Annotated in this window: 21 protein-coding genes; all 21 read left to right on the top strand. The window is 30.4% G+C overall.

Translation table 11 applies throughout. The features are described 5' to 3' along the window. Nucleotides 1-21: 21 nt before the first annotated feature. The 21 genes from I6I93_RS02445 (at nucleotide 22) to I6I93_RS02345 (ending at nucleotide 20,670) form a co-directional block, all read left to right on the top strand. Nucleotides 22-402 carry a GntR family transcriptional regulator gene (locus tag I6I93_RS02445; RefSeq protein ID WP_112889303.1) on the top strand — a complete coding sequence of 127 codons (381 nt, stop codon included), beginning with the start codon at nucleotides 22-24 and terminating at the stop codon, nucleotides 400-402. Further along, complete coding sequence (locus tag I6I93_RS02440) at nucleotides 399-638, top strand: P-loop NTPase family protein (protein WP_112889302.1); 240 nt, start codon at nucleotides 399-401, stop codon at nucleotides 636-638. The genes I6I93_RS02445 and I6I93_RS02440 overlap by 4 nt, the downstream gene beginning before the upstream one ends. A gap of 43 nt (nucleotides 639-681) precedes the next feature. After that, on the top strand, nucleotides 682-972 hold the full coding sequence (locus I6I93_RS02435; RefSeq protein ID WP_112889301.1) for a CD1845 family protein: 291 nt from the start codon (nucleotides 682-684) through the stop codon (nucleotides 970-972). 86 nt (nucleotides 973-1,058) lie between these two features. After that, entirely contained in the window at nucleotides 1,059-2,036 is a 978-nt protein-coding gene (locus tag I6I93_RS02430; RefSeq protein WP_112889300.1) for a replication initiator protein A, read from the top strand. A 14-nt stretch (nucleotides 2,037-2,050) separates the two neighbouring features. After that, a complete protein-coding gene (locus tag I6I93_RS02425; protein ID WP_201621260.1) occupies nucleotides 2,051-2,908 on the top strand; it encodes an ATP-binding protein in 858 nt (285 codons plus the stop codon). 14 nt (nucleotides 2,909-2,922) lie between these two features. Then, on the top strand, nucleotides 2,923-3,414 hold the full coding sequence (locus tag I6I93_RS02420) for a PcfB family protein (RefSeq protein ID WP_048949727.1): 492 nt from the start codon (nucleotides 2,923-2,925) through the stop codon (nucleotides 3,412-3,414). 197 nt (nucleotides 3,415-3,611) lie between these two features. Next, nucleotides 3,612-3,818, top strand: coding sequence for a hypothetical protein (locus I6I93_RS02415; RefSeq protein ID WP_049555303.1), 207 nt, complete (start codon nucleotides 3,612-3,614; stop codon nucleotides 3,816-3,818). 44 nt (nucleotides 3,819-3,862) lie between these two features. After that, complete coding sequence (locus tag I6I93_RS02410) at nucleotides 3,863-5,665, top strand: VirD4-like conjugal transfer protein, CD1115 family (protein WP_112889299.1); 1,803 nt, start codon at nucleotides 3,863-3,865, stop codon at nucleotides 5,663-5,665. 151 nt (nucleotides 5,666-5,816) lie between these two features. Then, a complete protein-coding gene (locus I6I93_RS02405; protein ID WP_060929313.1) occupies nucleotides 5,817-6,680 on the top strand; it encodes an Abi family protein in 864 nt (287 codons plus the stop codon). A 190-nt stretch (nucleotides 6,681-6,870) separates the two neighbouring features. Beyond that, entirely contained in the window at nucleotides 6,871-7,194 is a 324-nt protein-coding gene (locus I6I93_RS02400) for a single-stranded DNA-binding protein (protein ID WP_002842079.1), read from the top strand. Next, nucleotides 7,195-7,326, top strand: a complete 132-nt coding sequence (locus I6I93_RS02395) for a Maff2 family mobile element protein (protein ID WP_000394212.1) — start codon at nucleotides 7,195-7,197, stop codon at nucleotides 7,324-7,326. A 722-nt stretch (nucleotides 7,327-8,048) separates the two neighbouring features. Continuing rightward, the gene (gene ltrA, locus I6I93_RS02390; protein WP_112889298.1) at nucleotides 8,049-9,908 is read left to right on the top strand and encodes a group II intron reverse transcriptase/maturase; all 1,860 of its coding nucleotides are present in this window, start codon (nucleotides 8,049-8,051) and stop codon (nucleotides 9,906-9,908) included. 182 nt (nucleotides 9,909-10,090) lie between these two features. Beyond that, nucleotides 10,091-10,159: a Maff2 family mobile element protein gene (locus tag I6I93_RS02385; protein ID WP_425323659.1), complete on the top strand. Its 69-nt coding sequence runs from the start codon at nucleotides 10,091-10,093 to the stop codon at nucleotides 10,157-10,159. Nucleotide 10,160: 1 nt separating this feature from the next. After that, on the top strand, nucleotides 10,161-11,024 hold the full coding sequence (locus tag I6I93_RS02380) for a VirB6/TrbL-like conjugal transfer protein, CD1112 family (RefSeq protein WP_035110169.1): 864 nt from the start codon (nucleotides 10,161-10,163) through the stop codon (nucleotides 11,022-11,024). Nucleotides 11,025-11,041: 17 nt separating this feature from the next. Beyond that, nucleotides 11,042-11,299 carry a hypothetical protein gene (locus I6I93_RS02375; RefSeq protein ID WP_048951842.1) on the top strand — a complete coding sequence of 86 codons (258 nt, stop codon included), beginning with the start codon at nucleotides 11,042-11,044 and terminating at the stop codon, nucleotides 11,297-11,299. Beyond that, on the top strand, nucleotides 11,299-11,637 hold the full coding sequence (locus I6I93_RS02370) for a PrgI family protein (RefSeq protein WP_002838958.1): 339 nt from the start codon (nucleotides 11,299-11,301) through the stop codon (nucleotides 11,635-11,637). The genes I6I93_RS02375 and I6I93_RS02370 overlap by 1 nt, the downstream gene beginning before the upstream one ends. Further along, complete coding sequence (locus I6I93_RS02365) at nucleotides 11,634-14,129, top strand: VirB4-like conjugal transfer ATPase, CD1110 family (RefSeq protein WP_002842316.1); 2,496 nt, start codon at nucleotides 11,634-11,636, stop codon at nucleotides 14,127-14,129. Before I6I93_RS02370 ends, I6I93_RS02365 begins: the two co-directional genes overlap by 4 nt. Further along, on the top strand, nucleotides 14,101-15,066 hold the full coding sequence (locus tag I6I93_RS02360; RefSeq protein ID WP_112890263.1) for a DNA-methyltransferase: 966 nt from the start codon (nucleotides 14,101-14,103) through the stop codon (nucleotides 15,064-15,066). The genes I6I93_RS02365 and I6I93_RS02360 overlap by 29 nt, the downstream gene beginning before the upstream one ends. Nucleotides 15,067-15,075: 9 nt before the next feature. Further along, the gene (locus I6I93_RS02355) at nucleotides 15,076-18,042 is read left to right on the top strand and encodes a C40 family peptidase (RefSeq protein WP_112890262.1); all 2,967 of its coding nucleotides are present in this window, start codon (nucleotides 15,076-15,078) and stop codon (nucleotides 18,040-18,042) included. Nucleotides 18,043-18,061: 19 nt separating this feature from the next. Next, a complete protein-coding gene (locus I6I93_RS02350; protein ID WP_072469619.1) occupies nucleotides 18,062-18,319 on the top strand; it encodes a hypothetical protein in 258 nt (85 codons plus the stop codon). Continuing rightward, nucleotides 18,316-20,670 carry a leucine-rich repeat protein gene (locus I6I93_RS02345; protein ID WP_112890261.1) on the top strand — a complete coding sequence of 785 codons (2,355 nt, stop codon included), beginning with the start codon at nucleotides 18,316-18,318 and terminating at the stop codon, nucleotides 20,668-20,670. Before I6I93_RS02350 ends, I6I93_RS02345 begins: the two co-directional genes overlap by 4 nt. Nucleotides 20,671-20,685: the final 15 nt, after the last annotated feature.

The raw sequence follows: 20,685 nt of genomic DNA, 5'->3' as shown, positions 1-20,685 counted from the left end.
TACACTTAAAGGTGATGTGATATGAAAATTATTATTTCAAATGACTCTGGCCTTCCAATTTATGAGCAGATAAAAAATCAAATCAAGGCTCAGATAGTTGCTGGAGACTTAAAAGCTGACGAAGGGCTTCCTGGTATGAGGACTCTTGCAAGCGACCTAAAGGTCTCTGTCATTACAACAAAGCGTGCCTACAATGACTTGGAGCAAGAGGGATATATTTATTCCATGCCAGGCAAGGGTTCCTTTGTAAAAAAATTAAATGAAGAAGTTGTAAGAGAGAATGCTCTTGCAGAGATAGAAAAATATTTAACTGACGCAATGACTGTTGCCAAGGCTGCAGGAATTGGTATAGACGAATTGCAAGAAATTTTAAAGACATTAGATGAAGTGGGTGACTTATGAAAACAATAGAAATAAATAATTTGAGAAAAGAATTTAAGGACTTTGACCTTGATATAGAAAATTTAGAAATTCCTGAAGGTGCAGTCCTTGGACTAATTGGGGAGAACGGTGCAGGGGACAGTGATATAATGATGACAGATACAATAAATCCATTAAAATCAAAGTTTAAAGGCTTCCACAAAACTTTTAAACAAGATGATTTAGGATTAAGTCTGTCATCTTTTTTATTAAATTAACAAAAAAGAAAAGAAAACATAAGTAATAAGGATTGAAGAGAATATGATAATATTTAGAGTTTTTTTCAAAATCATATTGTTTCCTATTAGTATAGCGTTAAGTATCATCACTCTATTTTTAACGTTTGTATTAGGAATCAGCACAATATTTTTCAAACTGATTTCATTTATCGCTATTATGGGATTTTTAGGATCTGTTTATAATGGAGAAAAAGCAATCGCTATAGAGGCAATTATACTAGCATATCTTTTTAGTCCTTATGGTTTGCCAGTGCTAGGATATTTTATTATAGAAGTGATAGAAGAGGTGAATGAAAGAATAAAAGCAATTTAAATATAAAAATAAATAGATTAAAACGATGAAAAAGAGATAGCAAAATCAAAGCTATCTCTTTTTATATGAAAAGAAAGGGGGTTATGATGAAAGAAATAGTTAAATTTGAATACTATTATGGCAATGAAGCAGAACAATATTCATTTTTTAGGATTCCCAAAACTTTATTTACCGACTTAAATTTTAAAAAACTATCCGTAGAAGCAAAAATTCTTTATGGAATTCTACTCGATAGAATGAGCTTGTCAATTAAGAATAAATGGTTAGATGAAGAAAACAAGGTATACATCATCTATACCATAGAAGAAATTATGGAAGTATTAAATTGGGGGAGAAATAAATCGGTCAAAGTAATGAAAGAAATTGAAGAGATAGGATTATTAGAAAAAAAGAGGTTAGGACTTGGAAAGCCAAATTTACTCTATGTAAAGAACTTTATTTACACAGAAAATAATAAAACTACAGAAGTTTCAAAAGCAAACCTCAAGAAGTTTAAAAAACAAACTTCAGGAAGTTTAGAAAATAAATCTCAAGAAGTTTCAAAAGAGGACTCTAATAATACTAATATTAATAATACTGAAACTAATAATACTGATTTTAATAATACCACCCCCATATCCCCCTTAGAAAAGCTAGGAGAAAAATCAAAAAAAACTTTGGAGGAGGAAGAATTAAAAGAAACTATAAAAAAGAATATATCTTATGAAACCTTTGAAAAAGCAAGAATAGAAGAAAAGAAGCAAGTAGATGTGATGATAAATGTACTTGTAAAAGCCTTAACTAGCTTTACAAACATTAAAATAGGAGGGAGGCATATATCCAATGAAAATTTTAAAGAAAGATTTCTAAGTCTTAACTATAAACACATAGACTATGTTTTGAAATACCTAAGAGAAAATGCTCCAAAGGATATTAGAAACATTAATGCTTATCTACTGACTCTCTTATACAATGCAGATGAAAATATTAGAAACATAGAAGTCATAAAGAGAGAAAATCAGAAAAGAGAAAACTATGACTATAGTAACGATGAGAATATATGGAGAGAAATTTTAAATACTTGATAGGAGAGGAGCATATGGAATTAATAAAAGAAATCCTAGAACAGAAAATAAAAAATGCAGAAACAAATAGTCCATCAAATGATGAAGAAAATAGGAGTTATATAGATCAAGAAACAGGATTAAAATATTGTGCAAAATGTAAAACACCAATTGAAAAAGAAATAAACTTCTTTGGAGAAATAAAAAAAGTTGGTATTTTATGTCAATGTAAAAAAGAAAGACAAAAATTAGAGGAAGAAAAAAGAAAAGAAAATAAAAGGCTTTTAAAAATTGAACACTTAAAAAAAGAGTGTTTTTCTGATCCTATCCTATTAAATTGGAATTTTAAAAATATGGACAAAGATAGTGAGCATGAAAAAGTAGCAAAAAACTATGTGGAAAAATTTGATGAAATATATGAAAATAATATAGGATTAATTCTCACAGGGAATGTGGGATGTGGAAAAACATATCTTGCAAGTGCTATAGCAAATGCTTTACTAGAAAAAGAAATATCAGTTAAAATGACAAATTTTTCTGTAATTTTAAATGATATGACCAACTTAGAGATTGACAAAAGTAAGTATATAGATAACCTAAATCAGAAGAAACTATTAATTATTGATGATTTTGGAATGGAAAGAGATACAGATTTTGCAGCTGAGCATATCTTTAACATAATAGATAGTAGATATAGAAGTGGGAAACCTCTAATTATAACAACAAACTTAAATATATCAGCTTTAACTAATCCTGAAACTATAAAAGATAAAAGAATTTACTCAAGGATACTTGAAATATGCAGTCCCATTATATTTACAGGAGAAAATAGAAGAATAGAAAAAATGAAGGAGAAATCAAAATTAGCCTATGAAATATTAAAAAAAGAATGAAAGTAGGTGAGTGAATGCAAAATGATGATATAAATAGCAGAACAATAGCCATAGTAAAAAAAGCAAGTATAGTAACAGCCAAGCAAGTTATAAATTTGATGAAGAAAATATTAGAAATAAATAAACATAAAGCGCAGACAGAACAGTCAAGACCCTTAGAAAAATTTAAAAAAGTAAAAGTAAAAGACCTTGTAAAAAAAGGTAAAGTAGAAACCTTAGAATTAAATGACATAGACTTAAAAGCATTGAAAAAAGAATTAAAAAGATATGGGGTGAAGTTTTCCATAAAGAAAGATTTAGAAAATGGAAACAACATTATCTTTTTTCAAGCAAAAGATATAAAAGTAATGGAACAAGCTTTTAAAAAGACAGTCCAGAAATTTACTAAAGATAAGTCAAGAAAGAGAAAATCTGTAATAGAAAGGCTTAATAACTTCAAGGATAAAGTCAAAGATACTATTGACAGAGATAAGGTTAAACATAAACATCAGGAACAAAGTTTATAATAAAAACACTTGGATATATAATATATATGATGAGAAGGCATGAATAGCTTTATTGTTGAATACTATGAAAAAGAAGATTGGAATCATCCAGTAGAAGAATTTCTCTTATCTATAGATAAAAAATGAGAGCAGAAGCATTAGGAAAGAAACTAAAAAATACCTTTGAAAGTAAAATATAAGTATAATGGTGGTTCAAAATGACAAATAAAAAAATATGTCCTATATGTAACTCAAAGATGAGACAACAGTTTATAGGTTTATTACATTGCAAGTGTGGTATAAGTTATCATAAAGATTTAGGATATTTTAAAAGAAATGAAAATATGATGTTTGTCTTGGAAAGAAAAAAGATAGGTAAAAAAATAAAACAAGTTCCAGTAATAAGATATAAAAAAGATAAATAAGATACTAATGGGTAGAGAAATCTACTCTTTTTTATGGAGAGGAAGTGATTAATTCGAAAATACTAAATGAAATAATAAAAGATATAAAAAATGTTTTTAAGATAAGAGATAAGAAGAAATTTGTATTAGAAAATCTTCCTTACCTCTTATTTTTTTATATAGGAAATATCTTTGCAAGCCATGTCAACTCTTATGTAGGAGGAGATATAATAGATAGAATTCTAGTAGCTTTTAGTCAAATAGATACTTTAAAATATATTCCATCATTAAAAATAAAAAACCTGATACCCAGTCTAATTCTATCAGTAGTTATTAAGTTAATCCTTATACAGAAAAAGAAAAATGCAAAAAAGTTTAGAGAGGGCAGAGAATATGGATCGGCAAGATGGGGAAATGAAAAAGACATTGAGCCATACATTGACAAGAAGTTTGAAAACAATGTGCTACTAACTCAAACTGAAAGACTTACCATGAATAATAGACCTAAAAATCCAAAATATGCGAGAAATAAAAATGTAATGGTAATTGGAGGTTCTGGTAGTGGTAAAACAAGGTTTTTTGTAAAGCCAAATCTCATGCAAATGCACTCTTCATATGTAGTAACCGATCCAAAAGGAACATTAGTCCTAGAATGTGGGAAAATGTTGGAAAGAAATGGATATGAGATAAAAATACTAAACACAATAAACTTTAAAAAATCCATGAGATATAATCCCTTTGCATACTTGAAAAGTGAAAAAGATATTTTGAAATTAGTACAAACAATAATTGCAAATACTAAGGGAGAAGGAGAAAAATCAACTGAGGATTTTTGGGTAAAAGCTGAAAAACTCTATTACACAGCACTTATAGGATATATCTGGTATGAAGCTCCTAAAGAAGAACAGAACTTTACAACTCTACTTGCTATGATAGATGCAAGTGAGGTAAGAGAAGAAGATGAAAATTTTAAAAATGCAGTAGACTATATGTTTGAAGCATTAGAAAAAGAAAAGCCAAACCATTTCGCAGTAAAACAATATAAGAAATACAAACTAGCAGCAGGAAAAACTGCCAAATCAATCCTTATATCCTGTGGAGCAAGGCTTGCTCCATTTGATATTCAGGAACTTAGGGACTTAATGAAAGAAGATGAACTGGAGCTTGATACACTTGGAGAAAAGAAAACAGCTTTATTCGTAATAATATCGGATACAGATGATACATTTAACTTTGTAGTATCAATAATGTACTCACAATTATTTAATCTATTATGTGATAAAGCAGATGATGAATATGGCGGAAGACTTCCTGTTCATGTGAGATGCCTACTTGATGAATTCGCAAATATCGGCTTAATTCCTAAATTTGAAAAGCTGATAGCAACTATTAGAAGTAGAGAAATATCAGCTTGTATAATATTACAAGCACAATCACAACTAAAAAGTATCTATAAAGATAATGCAGATACCATAGTTGGCAATTGTGATTCTACATTATTTTTAGGAGGCAAAGAAAGAACAACATTAAAAGAATTATCTGAAAGCCTAGGCAAAGAAACCATAGACCTATATAACACATCAGAAACAAGATCGAATCAAAAGAGTTTTGGACTAAATTATCAAAAAACTGGTAAGGAACTTATGAGTCAAGATGAAATAACTGTAATGGATGGTGGTAAGTGTATATACCAACTAAGAGGAGTAAGACCTTTTCTATCTGATAAGTTTGATATTACTAAACATAAGAATTATAAGTTATTGGAAGATTATGATAAGAGAAATATATTTGACATAGAGAAATACCTGCAGAGAAAAGATGAGGTTAAGTTAAAAGAGAGTATGGTAGTTGAAATATTAGATGAATAAATTTAAAATTAGAAGTAAGATAGATATTTAGGAAAGATTAAAAGAAATTACTTGACAAAAAATATTTTATAGCATATAATAATGTCAACAGTACCCGACACGCCTCTTAACAATGCGGACCAAGTCGGGTCATTTGATTTTAGGAGAAAAAATGAAAAAAATTCATCAAGAACCGATTAGTATAGAAAATCAAGTAAAAAACTTAATAGACTTAGGACTTTTAGTAGAAGATAAAACTTATGCTAAGAAAATTCTTGGAAGAATATCCTATTACAGGCTGATTAAAGCTTATAGTATCACATTAAAAAAAGATGGAAGATATATATCAGGAATAAGTTTTGAAGATATTGTAAGTTTATATAAATTTGATAGAGAACTTAGACAGCTTATATTTGAAACAATAGAGCATATTGAAGTTTCTTTAAGAGCAGTTATCACAAACTATTTTTCTTTAAGATATGGGAACTTTTCATATAAAGATATGAATAATTTTGAGAAACAAAAGGAACAAGAAAGGGTACTAGAAGAATTAGCAAGGGAAGTTAAAAGAAATAGACGCTCACCATTTATAAAAAACTTTAAAGACAATTATGAAGGTGGAGAAATTCCACTCTATGCAGTGATAGAAGTAGCAAGTTTTGGAACTTTATCTAAAATGTATAAGAATATGAAAAATGAAGATAAAAGTAAAATTGCAAAAGTCTTTCATACAGACTACCATTACTTTGAATCTTGGATAGAAAATTTTGCCTATATAAGAAATATATGTGCCCATTATGGCAGGCTATATGGAGCAAAGCTTACAAAATCACCAAAGCTATATAAAGAATATTTAAAAAATAATATTTCAAACAATACAATATTTGCTACATTAGTTAATCTTAAAATAGTTTCTGAAGAAGAAAATTACAAAAATTTTTATCATGATCTAACGGAACTAATAGCAAGATATGAAAATATTGAACTAAGACATGTTGGCTTTATAGAAAACTGGAAAGAATTACTAAAACCATAAAATTAAATAGAGAAATTTACACCGAAAAAAACATTTCGGTGTTTTTTTATGCCCAAAGGAGGAAGAATGAAATATATACGAGATGAGCCGAAAAAATAAGATACAGAGAAAAATGAAATATTAATTAATTAGAAGTAGAAGCGATAGAGAAAACTATCGCTTTTTTTATGGAATAAAGGAGATAGAACAAATGGAAAGAGAAATGCTAAATATTAATGGAAATCTAGTAGGAGAAATAAAAACAACTGCAATAGATACAAAGGAAGGAGAAAAAGAAGTAGCTAACTTCACAATAGTTAGAAAGAACAAAGAAGAAGGAAAGGTTAAAAAAGAATATATCTACTGTAATCTCTACGGAGAAAAGGCAAAAAGTGTGAAGGAATTTAAAAGTGGAGAATACATCCATATTTTTGGATATTTTAAGGAAACAAAAAAAGAAGACAAGACATTTAAAAATTTTATCGTAAAGCACATAAATAAAATTAAAAAAGAAGAAAAAGAGGAGGAAATATAAATGGAATTTTTTACACAAGCAGTAAATGTATTAAAAATATTAGTTACAGCAATTGGTGCAGGGCTTGGAGCATGGGGTGTTATCAACCTGATGGAAGGTTATGGGAATGACAACCGTGCGACACGTTCATAAGTGAAAAGCTTATGCACTAAGTCGAAGGACTGAAAGTTCAAAACTTAGGAGAACTGGCAATCTGATAGGTAGAATGACGGGGTAACGCCCTGAAATGCCTACACTGATACTCCGATTGGCAATGAATATTAGACTATTTCATTGTCAAAAGCTCGGTGAAGTCGGCAGAGAGTAGCCGTAAGACTGATATTAACATCAGACACGAAAGCTGTTCAGAGGTGGACGGTGCTACCTATATGTCGGGTGTCGAATACGCATGGTGAGAATGTGTATACCAAAGCACTGACGTACTTTCGAATGTAAGGGTCTAAACGTTTGAATTTGCCTAACGGCAATTCCCATCAAAGATGGGGTGTTTGTGGATGAGTAAGAATGGTTGTTATGAAAATCCATATATCGTTACAGGCGATATGGTGAAAACTAAACACAGGCTTAGAGGAAGAACCTAAACGTATTCAAAGATAAGATTGTCGGAACGTGGTAAGCCAAGAGCATGGAAGCAGTCTAATGCTAATGAAGTGTTGAATGGGAAAATGACTGTAAAAAACAGCATATAACCATTCTTTATCTCGGTGAAAGTGGTGGCACAGTACCTATGAAGCGAAAATAATAAGTTCGTGGAGGGATAGCCACCAGTCACAGGAAAGTACAAGAACTGAAATTAAGACAAACACAGCTTCGAGTATGACAAAGAAAATCAAATCCGAAAGGAGATGGTGACTGTGTCCACTTCGAAACAAACACTGAAACAAAGCAAAATCCGTTATACGGAATACTATGACTTGCAAAAAGTCCTTGATGATTTATATGAAGATAGCAGTAAGAATAAAGTATTTTCAAATTTAATGGAGTTGATAACTTCAAGAGAAAATATAAAACTTGCCTATCGCAGTATCAAAGGGAACAAAGGAAGTCATACAGCCGGAGTAGATGGCAGAACAATAAAACATCTATCAAGGCTAAATGAAGAAGAATACATTTCTCTCATACAAAAACAGTTTCATTGGTATAAACCACGCCCTGTAAAGAGAGTGGAAATGCGAAAGCCTAATGGGAAAATTAGACCTTTAGGAATACCAACTATTGTAGATAGAATTGTACAACACTGTATCTTGCAAATATTAGAGCCGATATGTGAAGCCAAGTTTCATGACAGCTCCTATGGGTTTCGACCTAACAGGAGTACGGAACACGCTATTGCAGAATGTGCGAGACTAATGCAGATACAGCACTTACACTATGTAGTTGATATTGATATACAAGGATTTTTCGACAATGTATATCATGCAAAGCTCATAAGGCAACTTTGGAATTTGGGTATCCAAGACAAAAAGCTACTTTGTATCATTAAGGAAATGCTGAAAGCAGACATAGTTATGCCCGATAAAAAGGTAATTACACCAACAAAGGGAACACCACAAGGCGGTATATTATCACCGCTACTATCTAATGTAGTCTTGAACGAATTAGATTGGTGGGTTTCTTCTCAATGGCTGACAATGCCCACGCATTATCCATATAAACAGAGAACGAACAGTCAAGGAACAGAGATAAAAAGCCATACCTACAGAGCTTTAAGAACAAGCAACCTAAAAGAAATATACATTGTAAGGTATGCTGATGATTTTAAGATATTTTGCCGTAATTACTACGATGCAAAAAGAACCTATCAGGCAGTTACAAAATGGTTGCAAGACAGATTAAAACTAAATGTAAGTGAAGAAAAATCTAAAATAACAAATCTAAAACAAAAGTATTCGGAGTTCTTAGGTTTCAAGCTGAAGGTTAAACCAAAAGGCAAAAAGTTTGTTGTACAGTCGCATATAAGTGATAAGGCACTGAAAAATGCAAAAGAAGATATTTCTAAATGTGTTGCGGATATAAAAAGACCTGCAAACAAAAAGGAACAGTACAAAGCAATAGCCAAGTATAATGCCACTGTTTCAGGCTTGCATAATTACTACCAAATAGCAACAAATGTAAGTTTGGACTTTGCTAAAATAGCCTTTCACATTAAAAAGCAGATGAACAACAGACTTGATATTAAAACCAGTGGAACGCTAAACAAAGGATTTATCAAAGAAAAATATGGAAAAAGTAAACAGCTTCGCTTCCTTAATGGACATCCGCTAATTCCAGTTGGATATATTAGGACAAAGGACGCAAAACACAAGAAAAAGGTTGTAAATAAATACACTGTAAAGGGCAGAGCTTTTATTCATAAAAATCTGCAAATTGATGTAGATACACTTGTTTGGTTGATGAGACATCCTGTACTTGATAAGAGTATAGAGTTTGCAGACAACAGAATCTCGCTCTTTGCAGCTCAATATGGAAGATGTGGGGTAACAGGTGTAAAACTTACACCAAACGATATACATTGCCATCACAAGATACCGCTTGAACAAGGCGGTACAGACAGTTATAGCAACTTAATTCTTGTTACAGAAGCAGTTCATATACTTATCCATGCAACAAAAGAAGATACAATCCAAAAATATATAAAAGAGCTTGGCTTAACGGTCAAGCAGATCGAGAAATGTAATAAGCTTAGAAAAATGGCAGGATTGCCACTAATTTAGAAAAAAAATAATTTGTTACGAAGTGTGTAAGTCTTAGTTAAAACGTGAAAATCTTTCTTGTGATGGAACGCCGTGTGCGGTGAAAGTCGCATGCACGGTGTGAAGTGGGGGAAAATCCGGAGATAACATCAAAGGATTACCTATCACTATCTGGTGCTAAATCTCAAGGCATTAAGCAGCTTATGGCTGGAGGGGGAATTGTACTCATAGGTTTAAAACTAATACCGCTATTAGCAAACGTGTTAAAATAAAATGTTTAATATAGTAGATAAGATCAAAGAGTTTTTTTCGGAGATACTTATTGATATGATCAAGGAAAATTTAAGCGGAATGCTCCTTGATATAAATGACAAAGTATCAACGATAGCAAATGAGGTAGGAAAGACTCCGAGTGGATGGAACTCGGAGGTTTTTCACTTCATAAAATCCATTTCAGAAAATGTTATACTTCCCATAGCAGGTCTTATCATAACGGCTGTACTATGTATTGAATTAATTCAAATGGTAATGAACAAAAATAATATGCATGATACGGATACCTTTGAATTTTTTAAGTACATCATCAAGATGTGGATTGCTGTATGGCTTGTATCTCATGCTTTTGAGTTTTCAATGGCGGTCTTTGATGTGGCACAGAATTTAATAGGAAAGGCAGCAGGTGTGGCAAATGCTAGTGCAAAAGTTTCTCCAGGTGATATAGCTAATATGGTAGATAGCCTAAAAGGAGAGTCAATAGGAAAATTAATGACTATAGTACTAGAGACAGCAATTGTAAAGATGATAATTCAAGGGATATCAATACTCATTACAGTTATTCTATACGGCAGGATGATAGAAATATATATTTATACTTCAGTTTGCGCCATACCTTTTGCCACAATGGGTAATAAAGAATGGGGAAGTATTGGAACAAACTATATAAGAGGGCTCTTCGCACTTGGCTTGCAAGGTTTATTCTTACTTATATGCGTAGGAATTTATGCCGTACTTGTTAAGACTTTAAATATATCAGACATACACAAAAGTATTTTTGAATTACTAGGATACACCTTAATACTTGGTATAACTATGATGAAATCAGGAAGTATTGCAAAATCAATTTTAAATGCTCATTAATAAAAAAGGAGAAGATGATGAAAATTAGAAGAAAAAAGGACAAAAAAATTAATTTAAAAACACTTGGAACAATAGGACTCCCAATAATTTTAATAGGGGGATATATTACAAGAGAAATACAAAATAGAATGATTATAAGAAAAACATTGGAAGTTTTAGATAATAGAGAAGAAACGAATGAAAAAGTCTTAGAAATAGCAGTGAATATGGGAAAATCATTAGAAGATTTGAACAGAGAAGATATATATGGCTTTTACTTAGAGGGTTTAGAATAATGGCTTATGTAAATGTCCCAAAGGACTTAACAAAAGTAAAAACAAAGGTAGCTCTAAATCTAACAAAAAGACAATTAATTGGCTTTACAATTGCAGGTCTAATAGGCTTTCCAGTATATTTAATGGTAAAAAAAGTGCTGCCTAATGACCTATCTATGTTAATTATGATAGGTGTGTCTTTTCCTATAATATTTGCAACTCTTTATGAAAAGGACGGGATCTATTTTGAAAAATATTTAAAGTATATTATAGATAAGAAAAGACAGACAAGTATAAGGATATACAAGACAGAATGTATTTATGATATAAAGAAACAAAGAAAGGAAAGGAGTAAATGAATCAAATACAGAAAAAACAACAGAAAAAATTAAATCAAGAAAAAAGGAATTTAAAAAAACAAAAAGAAGATTTAAAAAGCATTAGTATAAGTCAAAAAAAGATGAAAAAAGCAAATATTTCTAAAGAAAAAGGAAAGCCCAAAAAGAAGCTTTCCTTTTTTGGTGGGAAGAAGAAAAAGAGCGTTCAGGAAACAATTCCTTATTTAAGAATGTTGAGAAATGGGATTTGCCAAGTTGAGAAGAACAAATTTAATAAAATGATACGTTTTTTAGATATTAACTACCAGCTTTCAACAGAAGAAGATAAGGAAAGTATATTTAATGAATTTTCAAGTTTTTTAAACTATTTTGATCCAAGTGTTGATATAGAACTTTCATATATTAATCGCATAGGAAAAAATGAAGAAGTAGAAAAAAACATCAATGTTCCGGATAGAAACGATTCATATAATGAAATACGAAAAGAGTACAGGGAAATGCTAAAAAATCAGAGTCAAAAAGGAAATAATGGACTTACTAAATATATGTATATCACCTTTAGCTTACAAGCACAAGATTTAAAAGAGGCAACTACAAGACTTGAAAGAATGGAAATGGATATATTAAATAACTTTAAGCAGATGGGAGTAAAAGCTTATGTATTAAGTGGATATGAAAGGTTAAAGGTTATTCACGATATCTTAAATCCGAATAAGAATTTTGTTTTTTCCTTTGAAGACCTAAAATATAGTGGACTATCTACTAAGGATTATATAGTACCAGCATCATTTAACTTTTCATCTCACAATCAATTTAAAATTGGAGAATACTTTGGAGAAGTAAACTTTCTGCAAATTCTAGCACCTGAATTATCAGATAGATTATTATCAGAATTTTTAGGGGTTGAAGAAAATATGATTGTAACATTTCATATAAATTCCATTGATCAAACAGAAGCTATAAAGATGATTAAAAGAAAAATAACGGACTTGGATAAAATGAAAATTGAAGAAAATAAGAAGGCTATAAGATCAGGATATGATATTGATATTCTTCCAAGCGATTTAATTACCTATGGTAATGATGCTAAGAAACTGTTAGTAGAACTTCAAAATCATAATGAGAGAATGTTTGTCATAACTATTTTGTTTACAAATATGGAAAAAAGTAGAAAGAAATTGAGTAATATAATTTTTCAACTAAATTCAATAGCAGGTAGACATAATTGTGTATTGAAAAATCTTAACTATAGACAGGAACAAGGACTAATTTCCTCCCTGCCACTTGGAAAAAATGAAATCGAAATAAAAAGAGGACTTACAACTAGCTCTACAGCAGTCTTTATTCCTTTTACAACAGAAGAGCTGTGCTTAGAAGGAGAGAGCTTATACTACGGATTAAATGCTTTAAGTCGTAACATTATTATGACAGATAGAAAGCTTTTAAAGAATCCAAACGGTTTAATACTTGGAACGCCTGGTAGTGGTAAATCTTTTTCGGCTAAAAGAGAAATTACCAATGCTTTTTTAATCACACAAGATGACATCATTATATGTGATCCGGAAGGGGAGTATGGAAATTTAACTAAGGCACTAGGCGGAGAAGTTATAAAAATATCGCCAACAAGTAAGGATTATATAAACCCGTTGGATATAAATGTAGACTATGCCGATGAAGACAATCCCTTATCTTTAAAGTCTGACTTTATTCTTTCACTGTTTGAACTTGTAGTAGGAAAGGAAGGGTTAAGTGCAGAAGAAACTTCAGTAATTGATAGATGCCTTCCAATATTATATAAGAATTACTTCGACAATCCTATTCCTGAAAATATGCCAATTTTAGAAGATTTATATAATTTACTTTTAAAACAAGAAGAAAAGGTAGGGAAAAAATTAGCAGTAGAAATGGAAATTTATGTCAAAGGTAGTCTTAATGTATTTAACCATAGGACTAATGTAGATACAGGCAATAGAATTCTTTGCTATGACATTAAGGAATTAGGAAAGCAACTTAGAAAAATAGGTATGTTAATTGTTCAAGATCAAGTATGGAACAGAGTAACTATTAATAGGAATAAGAAGGAAACCAGATATTACTGTGACGAATTCCATTTGCTTTTAAGAGAAGAACAAACAGCCTCATATTCCATAGAAATCTGGAAAAGATTTAGAAAATGGGGTGGGATTCCAACAGGATTAACACAAAATGTAAAGGACCTTTTAGCCAGTCCTGAAATAGAAAATATATTTGATAACACAGATTTTATCTTAATGCTTAATCAAGCTAGTGGTGATAGGGAAATTTTAGCGAACAAGTTAAATATATCTCTTTATCAGTTATCCTACGTAACAAATTCCAATGAGGGAGAGGGATTACTATTCTACGGAAACACAATAGTACCTTTTGTAGATAGATTCCCTAAAGATACAAAATTGTATAAGTTAATGACAACTAAACCAGAAGAATTAAAGGAAGGGATAGAAATTGATAGACAGAGAGAAGTTAAAAACTAACTATATTATTAATTTAGATGCAATTTCTGCTCTAAAGGAATTTCCAGATAAAACATTTGATTGCTGTATTACATCTCCTCCATATTATGGACTTAGAGATTATAAAGCAGAAGGACAAATTGGAAGAGAAGAAAGTCCGGAGGAATATTTAAATAAATTAATTAAAGTCTTTAGAGAAGTAAAAAGAGTATTAAAAAAAGAAGGAACACTTTGGGTAGTTATTGGAGATTCTTATGCAGGTACAAGAAGCAAAAAAGAATATAAAGATCCTAAAAACATAGAAGGAAGAAGTGGTCAAAAAGAGTCTATTACAGAAAAACTCAGTGGCTACAAGGCAAAAGATTTAATGGGGATACCTTGGCAACTAGCTTTAAAATTAAGAGAGGATGGTTGGTATCTAAGAAGCGATATTATTTGGCATAAGGAAAATGCCATGCCTGAGTCTTGTAGAGATAGACCATCAAGGTCCTATGAACATATCTTCCTACTATCAAAAGCAAGAAAGTATTTCTATAACTTTGACGCTATGAAAGAACCAATAAAAGAAATAAGCAAAAAAAGATATATGAGGGCAAGGGGAAATAATAATAAGTATTTACAAGAAGGCACAGGAGCTAAAAGACAGAGCATAAATGAAGCAAGAGAGTATGGAGAATATATAGGAGATAATGTCCCTAAGTTTAGAAACAATAGAGATATTTGGACTATTAACACCAGTGCGTTTAAAGGAAAACACTATGCGGTATTTCCACCAAAACTGGTAGAACTTTGTATAAAAGCAGGATGTCCTAAAAAAGGCTTAATTCTTGATCCTTTTATGGGTTCAGGAACTGTTGGAATGGTAGCTATTAGGATGGACAGAGAATATATTGGAATTGACATAAACAAAGACTACTGTCAAATAGCTAAAGAAAGGATAGAGAAAAATATGAAATAGGAGGTATATATGAAAAAGAAAGGGAAAGTAAACCCGAGAGATGTACCAAAGACCAAACTTATATCAGAAAAGAAAGAAGAAAGCAATGAAAAATTCAGTAGTACAGAGAGAACATCAGATTTTTCAAAAAAAGAAATTAATAAAGTAAAAAGCAGGAATAACATAGACAATAATGATGAAAACTCTAAGTATTATTCATCTCATTTGCAAGAAAATAGTCAGGATTTATTCAACGAAAAAGATAAGTCAAATAGAGGAAGAAGACAAAGAAAAAACCATGAGGAAAAATTTTCAGAAACTATCTATCATAATGAATATCAGCCAGAATATTCGCAACAGCAGCATAGAAAAATGGAAGAAAATGAGGAAAGTAGATATGGTGAATATTACGGGCAAGAAACAGAATACAGGCTAAGTAACTTTAAAGAAGATTTTAATGATAGACCAAATTCAACTAGCTCTAATTTAAAAAGTAGCACTTCTCCCCAAAAAAATTACAAGGGGAATAGTAATTTAAAATGGAAGAAAAACGTTGAGAGTGAAAGTTTTAATGGTGTGCAAGAGAAAAAAATAAGGAGATTTAGAAAAGAAGAAGATAAGGATTTTAATATAGAGGTAAGTTCAACATATGATCCCTTATCGCAGGACTCAGATAATGATGGTGTCATAGATCGCTATGACATGAACTTTAGTGATAGCAATGTATCATATAGGGACACAAGAGATGACTATAAGTATTTACCATCTTCTGATGTGCAAAGAAACAATTGGGATGATTTTTCTATTCTTGGTAAGAATAGGAAAGAAAGTTTTCAAAAAAACACATTAAAAAAACTTTACCAATCTCAAAGTCAGTTTAAGGACAAAGGAGAAAAAGCAGAATTAAAATCTTTAAATGGGAAGTTTAAAAGAAAAGACCTATCATATAAGGCAAATGAAGAAGATAAAAAAATAATTCAAGACCTGAATACTAATAAAAAACAAAATAGCAAATATTTCAAAGGCAAAGTTAGAAATTTAGAAGAAAAAGATATGCTAATGGGTAAGGTTTCTAGTGGGAAATTTAGACAGGATAGCCTATCTGAAGGATTCAAAAGTGAATCTGAAAAAAATAAAGACAAATATAATATAAATAAAAAGAATCAAGAAAAAATAGGCACGAAAAAAGAAGTCTTCAAACAGGAAAAAAGCGTAATAAAAAATGAGAATCTTGAAGTAGATGAACTTGATTTAAATCATAGTGGAATTTCTAATAAAAACAAGGGAAAGAAAAGACAAATAAAAGACGATTTTGATAATACTATAAAGAAAAGTAATTTTGATCCAAAGGAAGAATACACCAGGACAAAAAAAGAAGTACAGGATTCCAAAAAATTATCTGAAGAAAATAAGGTAGACAAAAAAAATAAAACTAAATTTCATTCTAAAAAAGATAACAAGAGTGAAAAAGATAAGTTTTATAAAAAGGAAGATAAAGTATCAAAACTATATGAGAAAAAGAATAAAAAGGAAAAAGAGTTAATTAAGGATAAGAAAAAGTCAAAAAAAGCGGGTTTAGAAAAACCTATTACTTTTGCGAGTGCTATGACGGCAAACTATCTATATAGTGGGAAAGATGATAATGCAGGCGTTAACGCTGCTTATAAGCTTAGTAGAACTACCGAAGTTATAGGTAGAGAAATTAGCCATTTTAGAAGAAAAAAACCTTCAAAAACTCAAAGAAAAATAAAATCTTTAGAAGGAAAAATTTATAAGAAAGAAAGTAAACTTCTCTTTCAAAGAAATTTTGAAGAATTGAAGAAGACTAAAGCTTATCAAAACTCTAATAAATTGAATCGATTTTTTATGAAAAAGAAGTTTCAGAGAGATTTTAGGAAGAAACACGGGGAAGGTTTAGTAAATAGAATAAAGAAATCTTTCGCTAATATTGGAAAGAAAACATTGGAAGTTTTAAAAAACAAAGGATATAAGCAAATTTTAATTGCCCTTTGTATTTTAGGACTTTTTTTTATGCTATTTCAAGGAATTAGCAATGTTGGCAGTCTTACTTCAGGATTAACAAGTAATGTTATAGCTACAAGCTATCTATCAAAAGAAGAAGTTTTAATGGATATTAATAATGAATTTACAAGTTATGAATATGCATTACAAGATGAAATAGATAGTATTAAAGAAAATTATCCAAATTATGATGAATATCATATAAAAGGAGATTCTGTTGGTCATGATCTACACGAGCTTTTTAGCTATTTAACAGCAAGATATGGAGAGATTAAGTCAGCTGAAGAGATACAAAAGGAATTAAAAAAACTATTTAATCAAATGTATGAGAAAAAATATACTTCAAAGTCTATTACAAAATATGACAGTGAAGGAAATCCATATACCTATAGAATTCTAACATTAACTATAAAAAAGAAAAGTATTGATGAAATAGCAAGAGAAGAATTTGCAAACTATGAAACAAATATGGCTCATTATTTAGCATTACTTGATAGTCAGGGAAATATGAGTGGATATTTTGGATCAAGCTATGGGAACTTGGGAGAGATTATAGACAATCCAAACTTTGGAAATCCCGGTCTTGCTTTTGATTCTGAAACTGCCAAAGCCTTATTTAATGAAGCAGAAAAACATATAGGTAAAAGATATGTGTTTGGAGCAAGTGGACCATCTAACTTTGACTGTTCAGGTTTTGTATGTTGGTCATTTACAAAGTCTGGTGTAAAGAGAATGCCAAGAACTACAGCTTGGCTTATTTATAAAAACTATTGTAATCCAATATCTCCAAGCGAGGCAAAACCTGGGGATATTATTTTCTTTAAAGGCACATATGATTCCGGTACGCCAATTTCTCACGTAGGGATATATGCCGGAAATGGAATGATGCTCCATGCAGGAGATCCTATCCAATATGCCAGTATAAACTCAAGGTATTGGAAAAATCACTTTTATTCCTTTGGTAGACCAAAATAAGGGGAAGGAGTAAAAATCTATGAATAAAAAATTAATCAGAAACATAGAAAAACAGAAGAATTTAAGAAAGAAAAAAGAAGAAATTGAAATAGAACTTCAGTTATTAGTAGAGGAACAAGAAGAAATAGAAAATTTAGAGGTCATCAAGGAATTTCGAAGTCGAAAAATATCTCTTGATGAATTTTTATTTATTGTTAGAAAAAATAAGGAAGAAGAAAATAGAGAAAGAAAAGAACTTAAAAGAAAAGATACAAATGAAAGTGAGGAAAATTTATGAAAAAAATAACCAGTGGAATTTTAGCTGTGATAATGCTACTTGTAATTCTAGTGAATATAGTGGCTGTAAGTCCTGTATATGCAAGTACAGATTATAAGGTAGAGTGGACGGAAGATGATTTTATGTATTCCTCTGAGGGAAATATAATTGCCTTTAGTGATAAAGGCTTAGAAAAGAAAGAGAAGACAAATATTCTAGTATTTCCTGAAGGAACGAAGTCTATAAATGGAAATTATTCTTTAAGTCATTCAAACGATGAACTTAGATATAAAAGAGAATTTGGGCGTGGCAAACATTGGGATAAAGTAATTATTCCTGATTCTGTTAAGCATTTAGGTTATGCTGCCTTTTACGATGCAAGTATAGACGAGGTAAAACTATCAAATAGTCTAACTTATCTTGGTGGTTTAGCATTTTTCAATTGTGGACTTAGCGAAGTGACTTTACCTGATACTTTGGTAAATATTGAACATAATGCTTTTGAAAGAAATAACCTCCAAGAAATAATTATACCTAAGTCTGTGAAGACAATTGAACAATATGCTTTTTCAAAAAATAAATTGCACACTGTAAAAGTTTTAGGCAATCCAACTATTAACAGTAAGGGAGTATTCCATAATCAAGAAGTTGAGTATAGACCAAAACAAAATCCATTTTACGAAAATCATTTTGGTTTTAACGGAAATCAAGGATTCAAATCTATTCCTAATGGATTAAGGTTTGAAAATGGAGAGTTTGTCTTTGATAAGAATGTAGATAGTGTAGAACTTGAATTTGATTATAACAATGATATGTATCAAGGAAAGATGACTATTTACAATCCAAATAAATATTCCATTGATACTCAAACAGATTTAACAGGACAAGATATTGATGAAAAGGACAATAAGATTGATGATTTAACTAAAACCATTAAGGATTTAGAAAATCAGATCAAAGACTTAAATGATAAGAAACAAGAAGACCAATCAAAGATAGATGAATTAAAGGAAAAGTTAGAATCTTGCAAAGATAATGGAGAAAAACTAAAACAAGAAAAGTCTAAGCTAGAAGAAGAGATTAGAGATAAAGACAATAAGATAGCTCAATTGAATAAAGAAATTGAGAATCTTAAAAACTCCAATAATAATGAACTAATAGCAGAAATTACTCAGCTTAAAGATGAATTAAAAAGATTGCAAGATGAAAATGCAAAACTAAAAGAAGATTATTCATCTACAAAATGGGAGTTAGAATCTGAAAAAGAAAAGACCGACAAAAACGAAAATAAAATCAAAGAAATGCAAGAAAAGCTTGAGTCTTTAGAAGGAGAACTTGCAAAGAAGACTAAAGAAATTGAGGATAAAGATAATAAAATTAAGGACTTAGAAAAAGCTCTTGATGAAAAAGATACTAAGATAAAAGACTTAGAGTCTAAAAAGAAAGAAACAGAAAATTCTAAGTCAGAATGCTGCAAGAAAATTGAAGAGCTTCAAAAGGTTATTGATAGTTTAAAAGTATCTTCTGAAAATACAAAAAAAGAATTAGAAGATAAGATTAAAGGACTAGAAGAAAAACAAAAAGCTTCTCAAGAAGAAATTAAAAAGCTAAAAGAAGAGTTAGATAAGAAAATTGAAGAAGCAAAGAAGTTAATCGAGGAAGCAAATAAAAAAGCTAAAGAAGAACTTGAGAAACAAGCTAAAGATGAAAAAGACAAAAATCTAAATCAAGACTTATCTAAGAAATTAGATGAACTTCTAAAACTCCAAAAAGAAAACAAAGAAAAGAAAGAAGATAAGAAATCTCAAGATAAGAAGTGGGATGAATTTTTGAAAGCTGATGACAAGAATATCCTAAATCAATTTGATCTTAACAAGATGAAAAAGCAAGAGGAACAACAAAACAAAAAGCAAGTTAAAGATGAAAAAGAATTTGCAGTTTTTCAAGTAGACAAAAACTTTTATAACATTATAAAAGATGGAAAGAAAACTACTGTGTATATGGATGTAAAAGCATATATTAAGGATAATCGCATTATGCTACCTGTTAGATATGCAGCTTATACTCTTGGGTTTAATGTAGAATATGATGATAGTAAGAGAGAGGCTATCTTTTCAAATAAAGAAAATACAGCCTTACCTAAAAAAACTCTAAGATTAAATATAGATACTGGTGTTATGAAAGATAGTCAAGGAAACATTTATCATTCTGACACTAAACCTGTAATTATAAATGGAAGAATTCACGCATCTATTTCTAATATAGCTAAAGCCTTTAATGCAAGCTGTGGGGATATAAGAGATGAAAAAGATCAAAGTATAGAATGGGATAATAGCAGAAAGGCAGTTTATGTCTTTAAGAATATAAAGTAAGAAAAGGAGATAACT

Source organism: Peptoniphilus harei, assembly GCF_016726485.1.
GTDB classification, from domain to species: domain Bacteria; phylum Bacillota; class Clostridia; order Tissierellales; family Peptoniphilaceae; genus Peptoniphilus_A; species Peptoniphilus_A harei.
The sequence above is the reverse complement of the archived record's forward strand: the minus strand, read 5'-3'. Positions and strand labels throughout refer to the sequence as shown.

What these genes read in the sequence shown, in the direction of transcription:
- I6I93_RS02445 (WP_112889303.1), top strand. Translation starts at nt 22, where the DNA reads ATGAAAATTATTATTTCAAATGACTCTGGCCTTCCAATTTATGAGCAG.
- I6I93_RS02440 (WP_112889302.1), top strand. Translation starts at nt 399, where the DNA reads ATGAAAACAATAGAAATAAATAATTTGAGAAAAGAATTTAAGGACTTT.
- I6I93_RS02435 (WP_112889301.1), top strand. Translation starts at nt 682, where the DNA reads ATGATAATATTTAGAGTTTTTTTCAAAATCATATTGTTTCCTATTAGT.
- I6I93_RS02430 (WP_112889300.1), top strand. Translation starts at nt 1,059, where the DNA reads ATGAAAGAAATAGTTAAATTTGAATACTATTATGGCAATGAAGCAGAA.
- I6I93_RS02425 (WP_201621260.1), top strand. Translation starts at nt 2,051, where the DNA reads ATGGAATTAATAAAAGAAATCCTAGAACAGAAAATAAAAAATGCAGAA.
- I6I93_RS02420 (WP_048949727.1), top strand. Translation starts at nt 2,923, where the DNA reads ATGCAAAATGATGATATAAATAGCAGAACAATAGCCATAGTAAAAAAA.
- I6I93_RS02415 (WP_049555303.1), top strand. Translation starts at nt 3,612, where the DNA reads ATGACAAATAAAAAAATATGTCCTATATGTAACTCAAAGATGAGACAA.
- I6I93_RS02405 (WP_060929313.1), top strand. Translation starts at nt 5,817, where the DNA reads ATGAAAAAAATTCATCAAGAACCGATTAGTATAGAAAATCAAGTAAAA.
- I6I93_RS02400 (WP_002842079.1), top strand. Translation starts at nt 6,871, where the DNA reads ATGGAAAGAGAAATGCTAAATATTAATGGAAATCTAGTAGGAGAAATA.
- I6I93_RS02395 (WP_000394212.1), top strand. Translation starts at nt 7,195, where the DNA reads ATGGAATTTTTTACACAAGCAGTAAATGTATTAAAAATATTAGTTACA.
- I6I93_RS02380 (WP_035110169.1), top strand. Translation starts at nt 10,161, where the DNA reads ATGTTTAATATAGTAGATAAGATCAAAGAGTTTTTTTCGGAGATACTT.
- I6I93_RS02375 (WP_048951842.1), top strand. Translation starts at nt 11,042, where the DNA reads ATGAAAATTAGAAGAAAAAAGGACAAAAAAATTAATTTAAAAACACTT.
- I6I93_RS02370 (WP_002838958.1), top strand. Translation starts at nt 11,299, where the DNA reads ATGGCTTATGTAAATGTCCCAAAGGACTTAACAAAAGTAAAAACAAAG.
- I6I93_RS02365 (WP_002842316.1), top strand. Translation starts at nt 11,634, where the DNA reads ATGAATCAAATACAGAAAAAACAACAGAAAAAATTAAATCAAGAAAAA.
- I6I93_RS02355 (WP_112890262.1), top strand. Translation starts at nt 15,076, where the DNA reads ATGAAAAAGAAAGGGAAAGTAAACCCGAGAGATGTACCAAAGACCAAA.
- I6I93_RS02350 (WP_072469619.1), top strand. Translation starts at nt 18,062, where the DNA reads ATGAATAAAAAATTAATCAGAAACATAGAAAAACAGAAGAATTTAAGA.
- I6I93_RS02345 (WP_112890261.1), top strand. Translation starts at nt 18,316, where the DNA reads ATGAAAAAAATAACCAGTGGAATTTTAGCTGTGATAATGCTACTTGTA.